Origin of the sequence: Lactobacillus johnsonii, from assembly GCF_014058685.1 — a bacterium.
GTDB lineage: Bacteria > Bacillota > Bacilli > Lactobacillales > Lactobacillaceae > Lactobacillus.
This window is the reverse complement of the sequence record NZ_CP059055.1, coordinates 1327219-1336360: the sequence shown is the minus strand read 5'-3', so window position 1 is coordinate 1336360 and position 9142 is coordinate 1327219. Positions and strand designations below refer to the sequence as shown.

Here is a 9142-nt window from a genome sequence, read left to right as displayed (position 1 = left end):
AATTATGTTGTTTAGATCTGCATTCAATATAAATCATAGCAGAATTTACTAATATTTTTTAATTTGCTAATTTATTTTTAGTAATTCGACTTAGTAAGCTTGTGTTATAGTAGAAAGAAATTATGAATTAAGGTTGATAAAAAATGAAAGCTACAATATATATCACGGGTAGTATTGCTGCATATAAGGCAATTAGTGTTGTACGTGATTTTCAAAAAGAAGGACATGAAGTAAGAGTAGCGATGACCGAAGAGGCAGTTCATTTGATTGGAACACAAACTTTAGCTGCTTTAACGAAGCATCCAGTATTAACTGATCTCTGGAAGGAGAATAGAGCTGATAAGATCCAGCATATTGAATTGGCCGACTGGACTGATATTGCGGTTGTAGTTCCGGCAACAGCTAACTTTATTGCAAAAATAGCCAATGGGATAGCAGATGATGCTGCAAGTACAACGTTTTTAGCAACTGCTGCACCTAAATATGTTATTCCGGCAATGAATAGCCATATGTGGAGTAATCCTGCATTTCAAAGAAACTTACAGCAATTAAAGCAAGATGGAATCTTTGTAATGGATCCTGATACTGGCCGTTTAGCTGAAGGATATAATGGTAAGGGAAGAATGCCTGAACCAGCAGCAATCATGAACTGGGTAAACTCATCTCTTCAAGTAAATGATGAATTAGCTGGTAAAAAAGTTGTAATTACTGCTGGCGGAACTGTCTCCCCACTTGATCCTGTTCGTTATTTAGGGAATCGCTCTAGTGGAAAGATGGGACTGGCCTTAGCAAATGCAGCTCTTAGGGCTGGTGCAGAAGTTGTTTTGATTGTAGGACATGTTTCAGTTCCTGTTCCTGAGTCATCAAAAATGACGGTTATTCATGTAGAGACGACTGAAGAAATGCTTGCAGCTGTGAAGAAAGCTTTTTCTACTGCGGATGCTTTAATTATGGCGGCTGCTGTAGCGGATTATGAGCCAGTGAACTACATAGATCATAAAATTAAAAAGCAAGATCAAGGAGATAAACTAAAAATTTATTTAAAAGAAACTCCTGATATCTTAAAAACAATGGGGAGTTTAAAGCAAGAACAGCAAGTTGTGGTTGGTTTTGCAGCTGAAACAAATGATTTACTCGAAAATGCGACTAAAAAGTTGAAAAATAAAAATGCAGATATGATTGTAGCCAATAATGTTAGTCAGGGAGTATTTGGAAGCGATAGGGATAAGGTTACGGTATTAAGAAAAGATAAAGCAAATGAAAATATCGCAGAGACAACTAAAGTAGAAATAGCTAAGAAAATAATTACTTTAGTTGCTGAAGAGCTTGAAAGTAGGAAAGTTATAAAATGAAAAAAACTTTGTTAACTAAGCGAGAAATTATTTTTGTATGTTTAATGATTGCTGTATTACTGGGATTGTTTATTTCTAGTTCAATGACTTATCATGAGCAAGAGATGTCACCAGGATTTATACATCGTCATTTTCCAATTATTGAAAGAATAGTAGGAAATTGGAATATTTATTATGGTGGACGATGGCATAATGCAGTTTTGGACAATGGTGAAGCTGGGATGACACAGTTTGTCATGAGAAAGTTTGCTCACTTTTCATCTTATTTTTTAGTGGGTTTGTTTGCTTGTTTGGGATTAGATCGATTGTTTAAGAAATGGTGTGGTCCTTTATTTATTTGGCTAGGTATCATTGGTTTGGCCGGATTAGACGAATTTCACCAGTATTTAACTGGAGACAGAACCCCTAGTGTTCATGATGTAGCGCTTGATTCAGCTGGTGCACTTTTAGCGATCTTAATTTGTATTTTTGTTTATTGGCTTAGACATCGTGCAGAAAAAAGTAATTCCTAGATTGAATTTAAACCTTTAGTGCGTTATGATTGACAAGGTTAACTATATTAAATAAAAAGAAAGAAGGATTCTTATGTCAGGACATTCAAAATGGCACAATATTCAAGGCCGCAAGAATGCGCAAGACGCTAAGAGAGGTAAAGTTTTCCAAAAATTATCTCGTGAAATTTATATGGCTGCAAAGAGTGGTGGTCCTGACCCTTCAGGAAATCCTACTTTACGTATGGTTATGGATAAAGCACGTGCAGCTAACATGCCTAAGACTAACATTGAACGTGCTATTAAAAAGGCTGAAGGTAATTCAGATGAACATTATGATGAAATTACCTACGAAGGTTATGCACCAGGTGGTGTTGCAGTTTTAGTTGAAGCTTTAACTGATAACAAGAACCGTACTGCTTCTGATGTTCGTGTTGCCTTTACTCGTAATGGTGGTTCTCTTGGTGCAACTGGTTCTGTTGCTTACATGTTTGACCGTAAGGGGTACCTTGTAATTGATCGTTCAACTACTGACGCTGATGAAGATCAAGTTTTGCTTGATGTTATGGATGCTGGTGGAGACGACTTGGAAACTAGTGATGATGCATTTGAAATCTACACTGATCCTAAGCAATTTACTGCTGTACGTGATGCATTGGAAAAAGCTGGCTATAAGTTAGCTAATGCAGAATTAACTATGATTCCACAAAACACCACTCCAGTTCCAGCAGATAAGAAAGAGCAATTTGCTCATTTAATTGATGCATTAGAAGATAACGATGACGTTTCTAATGTATATACTGCTGCTGCAGATGATGATGAATAATAATTTATCGCAAAATAGATCTAAAATTATATTTTAGGTCTATTTTTTTGGACTGACCTTTAGGTCAGTCCATTTTTTTTGCAAATTATTTTGAATAATAAAAAATAATTTTGATTTTTTGCGTACTAATAAATATAGAGTAAAGGAGGGATTAAGAGTGAATGAGATGTCGGAAAGAATTTTAGAAGAGGCGATTGAAAGACATGCTAGTGATATTTTTATCTTTCCTATTATCAATGGATACGAGGTAAAAATTCGAACTGCAATGGGTTTAGATAAAATTCAAGAGTTAAGTCGACATGGTGGAAGAGAGCTCTTAAATTATTTTAAGTTTCAAGCACAGATGGATATTTCTGAACGGCGTAGACCCCAGGTAGGAGCGTATCAGACCGAGTTTAAAAGAAAAAAGATATTTTTACGTTTTTCTAGTGTTGGAGAATTTGCCGGAGCTGAATCTTTAGTAGTTAGGTTGATTTATGGAGAAAAGAATAATAATTATTTTCTTCCGGAGCAGTTTAATTTAATTAAAAAACTTACCAATCAACGTGGATTAATAGTTACAAGTGGGCCAACAGGATCGGGAAAAACTTCAACCATGTATGAGTTAGCGCAAGTGATTGGAAAAAATAAAGTTGTAATGACTATTGAAGATCCAGTTGAAGTGTGGAATCCAGACTTCTTACAGACGCAGGTGAATCTAATTGCGGGGATTACATATCCCGATTTGTTGAAAGCAGCTTTACGGCATAGACCGGATATTTTAATTATTGGTGAAATTCGAGATCAAGAAACAGCAAAAATCAGTATTAATGCTGCCCTGAGCGGACATTTAGTTTTAGCTACTATTCATGCTAAGACGGCTTTGCAAACAATATCGCGTCTTGAAGGATTAGGTATTACTAAAGATGAACTGAGTAATTGCTTAACGGCGGTTTCCTATCAACGGTTATTACCTATAAAAGATAAAAATGATGTTGCTTGTTTAATGGATATTGGATATGGAGAAATGCTTAATCAAGCAATCACTAATAACGATAAACGTGGTAATTTGCATGATTGGCAGAATAGTTTAAATCAATTAGTAAAACGAGGAAAAATTAGTGAAAAAACTCAGCAACTTTTTGAAGAAGGATAAGTTAAATAGTGCTGACCAATTGATTTTTATTGATTATTTAAGGCAGGCTTTAATTAATGGATATTCCTTGAATGCTAGTTTGAGACTATTACCAAAAATTTGGAGGGGTAATTCTCGTCAACTTCTTTATGTAAATCAGCGAGTAGAAGAAGGAAGCCAGTTGGGAGACGTACTGCAGGAAGTGGGATTTTCTAGCACTCTAGCTGCCCAAATAAATCTAGCAGTTATTGATGGAAATCTATTATCTTGCTTAGATCAAATGAGTAAACTTATTCGATTAAAGAATAAGCAATTAAAGAAGTTAAAAGGAGAATTAGCCTATCCCGCGCTTTTGGTTGGGATGATGGTTACTTTGCTAATTTGTATGCAAACATTTCTAAAAACAGAAATGTCTGATAATGACTTGACTAGTAATGTAATGCTTGGTGGCCTGATACTTTTGGTTATTACAGCAGTATTTTTTATTAGTAAAACAATTAGATTACTTAATAAACAAGATTATTATGCTCTTAAAAAACTAACAAATTTACCTATGATTGGAGCTGTTTTACGGTTATATGTTCATTATCTAGTTGTGTCTGATTTAGCAGTTTTATTAATTAATGGTTTTTCACTACAAAAAATCTGTCAACTTACTGCTATGCAACCTGATAGGTCATTACAACAAGTTATCGGGGTAAAAGTAAAAGATCAACTAGAAAAGGGTACTGAAATTAAAGAAATTATTGAGCAAGAATTTTTCATACCTAATAATTTGGTCATGCTTCTAGAAACTGGAACAACTAGAAAGGAAATTGGAAAACGTGCCTTATTGCTTAGCAAGACACTTTTTTATGAACTGAATCTAAAATTGAATAGCCTAATTCTCAATATCCAACCGATATGCTTTATTTTTATTGGGATTTGTATTTTAGGGATGTATTTAAAGATATTAATGCCGATGTATCACTTAATGGAAACTATGTAGAGGAAAAATAAAATGAAAAAATTAAAACAATTTATTATAAAAAATAAGCAAGTAAAAGGATTTACTTTAGTAGAAATGGTAATTGTAATTGCGATCATTGCAATGCTAATTTTGCTGATTGTGCCCGGACTAAGCAAACAAAAAGATAGAGCTACGAGTAAGACTGATGAGGCTTTAAGAACAACAATTGAGACACAAAGACAGCTTGCTGAAGATAATGGAGATGGAACTTCCTTAGAAGAACTTGTAAAGAAAGAGTATATTTCTCAAAAGCAAAAAGAAAGATATGAAAAATTACCACAAAAATGATTTTCAAAAAAACGAGAGGATTTACATTAATTGAAACAGTAGTTACATTAGCAGTGGTTTGTCTTCTAGTCTTGATGCCAACGCTTTATGTCAAGAATATCAAGGAGCAGGTGGTTTTAGATAATAGTACACGTCAAGTGAAATCTACCATTAATAAGTATTTACATCTAGCAACAGTAAAAAAGAAGTCATATTTTTTGTCATATTTTGATAATAATTCTTCGATTCAAATAAAGGAACCTCATAAGGTTTTGCAAGTTTATTTAGATAAACATATTAGGGTTTACAATTTTGATAATCTTTACATTAGCAATCGTGGAACAATTTCACCACGGACGATTACCATTAAGAATGGTAAGAAAGAAAAGAAAATAAAAATACAAATGACATGGGGAAGAATGGTTGAAGAATAAAAAAATAAAAGGATTTATTTTCTGGGAAGCATGTTTAGGATTTACAATTGCTTGTTTGGGAGTGATTTTATTGGGCTTGACACTTAAGCAAAATAGGCAAACGGAAAAACAAATTGAAAAAAGAGTAGATAAGTCCTATGCTGAATATATTTTTAAACATAGTGATAAGAAAACATTATTAGTCCATGATCATGTCTATCATAGGTAAAAATAATGAAAAGAATAAAAGGTTTTACTTTATTAGAGGCAGTTTTTGCAATTGCGGTTACGATTTTATGTGCGCAAATACTTTTTGGACTCGTAAATACACTTAGAAAAATTAATCATCAAAAAAGTGGAATAAATGAAATTGCATATAGTTATGTACAAGTAAATAATTTTTTAAAAGAAAGTGGGCATGTTGAAGTAAGTACAACTGGATCAGACCCAACTAAAATTATTCTCAGAAAATTTTCTGATAAAAAGAAGAATGATCCGACTTACGAGACATATGTGATTGATTTGAGCTCAAATGATACTTTAAGAATGCGGACAGATGAGGGTGGACATATGCCTCTACTTTTTAAAGTTAAAAAAATTAGATGTTCTACGTCAAAAGATTCATTTACAATCCTGATAACTGAAAAAGATGGTAGACAAAGTGAAATGTATTTTAAAACAGATTTACCAGAAAAAAAGGAAGTGAATCCAGTTGATGAGAAAGAAAAAAAGAGTTAATCGAGTAAACGGGAGTGCTTTGGTTAGTAGTTTACTGCTTATTAATATCTGTATTACTTTTACGTTAATGTACCAGCATACTTTTACTGAAAATATGGAAAGCAATCTTTCTTTAATAAATTATTTCTCTAAGTAATAAGGAGTGCTTGCTAGTATTTGAGGATACCTATAGAATATTAGAAGGAATATTAAAGAAGGAAGAAAAATGCAAAAAGTAGAAGAATTGTATCCAAAATTTCAGACAGCTATTGAGCATTTACAAAAGGCTCTTAATGTTTCTTTTTCATCTGCATTGACGGAAACCTTTGATAATTTAGAAAACGGAAAGATCAAAGTTGAGTCAGGTGCTCCAGATAAGGAAACTGTAGCTGAATTGACTGAAGAATATCGTCAATTAGATTATGATAATTTGCCACGTGCATTGAAAGTACAGATATTTACTTTATTAGCTTTAAAGGCAATTACTCAAGATGCTAGTGACTATAACTTAATGCCTACCCCCTCAGTAGTTGCTACAATAATTGCTTTGATTTGGCAAAAAATTGTTCCTACTGGTAAAAAAACTGTAGTTGATCCAGCTATTGGGACTGGAAACTTACTTTATTCAGTAATTAGACAGTTAATACAAGAGAATCATTCTCAAAATAATTACAATCTAATTGGAATTGATAACGAGGAATCTCTCTTAGACTTGGCTGATATTGGTGCGCATCTTGAAGATTTAAAGATTGATTTGTATTGCCAAGATGCATTAGATCCATGGATGATTGAAAAGGCTGATGTTGTCTTAAGTGATCTACCGGTAGGTTACTATCCACTAGATAATAATGCTCAACGCTATGAAAATCATGCAAAAGAAGGACATTCATTTGCCCATACTTTGTTTATTGAGCAACTTGTAAATAATCTTAAGAGAGATGGCTTTGCATTTTTAGTGGTACCACGATTACTATTTACTGGCAAAGGCTCTACTGAATTCATGACTTGGTTAGCAAAAAAAGTTAATATTCAAGCTATTGTAGATTTGCCAGATAATATGTTTTCAAACCAAATTCAGCAAAAATCAATTTTAGTTTTCCAAAATCATGGAGATCATGCTGTGGAGCGGGAAGTACTGGTAGCTAAATTAGATTCACTAAAAGGACCAGAATCTTTAGTAGCATTTAATATGAAGTTAAATGATTGGTATCATAAAAATAAAGATTAATTTTATAAGTATGTGAGGTATATATATGAAAAAAGTTTTAGCAGTAAATTCAGGTAGTTCATCATTTAAGTACAAATTATTTTCTCTTGATAATGAAGAAGTAATTGCATCTGGTATGGCTGACCGGGTAGGATTACCAGGCTCTGTTTTTACTATGACTTTAGCTGATGGCAGTCAACATGATGAACAAAGTGATATTGCTAACCAAGAAGAAGCTGTTCAAAAGTTACTTAGCTGGCTTAAAGAATATAATGTTATTGATTCCTTAGAAGATATTGCGGGCGTAGGTCACCGTGTAGTTGCTGGTGGAGAAGAATTTACTGATAGTACAGTAATTACTGAAGATAATCTTTGGAAAATTTATAATATGAGTGACTATGCGCCTTTACATAACCCAGCTGAGGCAGATGGTATTTATGCCTTCATGAAAGTTTTGCCTAATGTACCAGAAGTCGCTGTTTTTGATACGTCATTTCACCAATCATTAGATCCAGTTCAATACTTATATTCTGTTCCTTATAAGTATTACGAAAAGTTCCGTGCTAGAAAATATGGTGCACACGGTACTTCTGCACGCTATGTATCACGTCGTACCGCTGATCTTTTAAATAAACCAGTTGAGGACTTGAAGATGGTTCTTTGTCACTTGGGTAGTGGTGCATCAGTTACTGCTATTAAAGATGGAAAATCTTTTGATACTTCAATGGGATTTAGTCCTGTTGCAGGAATCACGATGAGTACGAGAAGTGGTGATGTAGATCCTTCTTTACTTCAATTTATTATGAAAAAGGGAAACATCACTAGTTTTAACGAAGTTATCAAGATGTTGAATACCGAATCTGGTTTATTGGGTCTTTCAGGAATTTCACCAGATATGAGAGATATTGAAAAAGCTATCAAAAATGGTGATAAGCAGGCTCAACTTACAAAAGATATATTCATTAATCGAATTGTTCGTTATATTGGTGCCTACATGACTGAAATGGGCGGATTAGATGTTTTAGTCTTTACAGCAGGCATTGGGGAACATGATGCAAGTGTAAGAAAGCAAATTATGGATGGTCTTACTTGGCTTGGTCTTGAATATGATGAAGAAGCCAACAAAGCTAATCATGAGGGTGTGATTACTACACCAAATTCAAAAATTACTGCTATGATTGTTCCAACAAATGAAGAATTAATGATTGCACGTGATGTTGTTCGTTTAGCAAAATTAGATAAGTTAAACAAATAAGGTTAAAATCAAAGTTATAGCATTTTAATAGGGACTGTGATATCATTGAAACATCTGGGGATGTTTTGGGATTCGACAGGCGTAGATTCGCGTTGACTGCGATTCGTAGGTCACGTCTACGTTAAAAACGTCACAGTTAAATTATAACTGCAAATAACGAAAATTCTTACGCAGTAGCTGCTTAGTCAGCCTGCGTGATCCAAAGATGGATTGCTCGTGTCTATCTACGGGTCTTACCATTTAACGAGCTACGTTTAACTACTTACCTTAATAGTTAGAAATAAGATTCTTAGGTTAGTTTTGATAGTTTAGCCCTGTTATATGGCGTTTTATCAAAGCGAATTTTAAGTAATATAACTATGATCGTAGATGTTAACGACGAAATACGTTTGGACAGGGGTTCAATTCCCCTCATCTCCATTAATAAAAGCCTGTAGGTATTGATCCTACAGGCTTTTTATTTTATCTTGACCGCCATTTGACCGCTAAGG

General features: G+C 33.8%; 11 protein-coding genes, 1 other RNA gene and 1 pseudogene. All 13 read left to right on the top strand.

From position 1 onward, the window contains the following. Window positions 1-143 precede the first annotated feature (143 nt). The gene (gene coaBC, locus H0I41_RS06370; protein WP_004897676.1) at window positions 144-1352 is read left to right on the top strand and encodes a bifunctional phosphopantothenoylcysteine decarboxylase/phosphopantothenate--cysteine ligase CoaBC; all 1209 of its coding nucleotides are present in this window, start codon (window positions 144-146) and stop codon (window positions 1350-1352) included. Next, window positions 1349-1864, top strand: coding sequence for a VanZ family protein (locus tag H0I41_RS06365; RefSeq protein WP_004897675.1), 516 nt, complete (start codon window positions 1349-1351; stop codon window positions 1862-1864). Before coaBC ends, H0I41_RS06365 begins: the two co-directional genes overlap by 4 nt. A 73-nt stretch (window positions 1865-1937) precedes the next feature. Then, on the top strand, window positions 1938-2669 hold the full coding sequence (locus H0I41_RS06360) for a YebC/PmpR family DNA-binding transcriptional regulator (RefSeq protein ID WP_004894030.1): 732 nt from the start codon (window positions 1938-1940) through the stop codon (window positions 2667-2669). 157 nt (window positions 2670-2826) lie between these two features. Then, window positions 2827-3804, top strand: coding sequence for a competence type IV pilus ATPase ComGA (gene comGA / locus H0I41_RS06355; protein WP_004897674.1), 978 nt, complete (start codon window positions 2827-2829; stop codon window positions 3802-3804). Beyond that, window positions 3770-4771 (top strand): type II secretion system F family protein, encoded by a 1002-nt coding sequence (locus H0I41_RS06350; protein ID WP_011161800.1) that lies wholly within the window; start codon window positions 3770-3772, stop codon window positions 4769-4771. The genes comGA and H0I41_RS06350 overlap by 35 nt, the downstream gene beginning before the upstream one ends. 12 nt (window positions 4772-4783) lie before the next feature. Then, window positions 4784-5080 carry a competence type IV pilus major pilin ComGC gene (gene comGC / locus H0I41_RS06345; RefSeq protein WP_004894040.1) on the top strand — a complete coding sequence of 99 codons (297 nt, stop codon included), beginning with the start codon at window positions 4784-4786 and terminating at the stop codon, window positions 5078-5080. Further along, window positions 5077-5127: pseudogene (locus tag H0I41_RS09430) on the top strand (prepilin-type N-terminal cleavage/methylation domain-containing protein); the annotation flags it as partial. The gene comGC and the pseudogene H0I41_RS09430, both read left to right, overlap by 4 nt. 63 nt (window positions 5128-5190) lie before the next feature. Then, window positions 5191-5493: a type II secretion system protein gene (locus H0I41_RS06340; protein WP_245190594.1), complete on the top strand. Its 303-nt coding sequence runs from the start codon at window positions 5191-5193 to the stop codon at window positions 5491-5493. Beyond that, window positions 5483-5701, top strand: coding sequence for a type II secretion system protein (locus tag H0I41_RS06335; protein WP_135014392.1), 219 nt, complete (start codon window positions 5483-5485; stop codon window positions 5699-5701). Before H0I41_RS06340 ends, H0I41_RS06335 begins: the two co-directional genes overlap by 11 nt. A 5-nt stretch (window positions 5702-5706) precedes the next feature. Beyond that, window positions 5707-6210 (top strand): competence type IV pilus minor pilin ComGF, encoded by a 504-nt coding sequence (gene comGF / locus H0I41_RS06330; RefSeq protein ID WP_023599758.1) that lies wholly within the window; start codon window positions 5707-5709, stop codon window positions 6208-6210. Window positions 6211-6415: 205 nt separating this feature from the next. Further along, on the top strand, window positions 6416-7417 hold the full coding sequence (locus H0I41_RS06325) for a class I SAM-dependent methyltransferase (RefSeq protein WP_135014393.1): 1002 nt from the start codon (window positions 6416-6418) through the stop codon (window positions 7415-7417). A gap of 25 nt (window positions 7418-7442) precedes the next feature. Further along, window positions 7443-8651: an acetate/propionate family kinase gene (locus H0I41_RS06320; protein ID WP_004897669.1), complete on the top strand. Its 1209-nt coding sequence runs from the start codon at window positions 7443-7445 to the stop codon at window positions 8649-8651. Window positions 8652-8707: 56 nt separating this feature from the next. Then, window positions 8708-9074, top strand: a transfer-messenger RNA (tmRNA) gene (gene ssrA, locus H0I41_RS06315). Window positions 9075-9142: the final 68 nt, after the last annotated feature.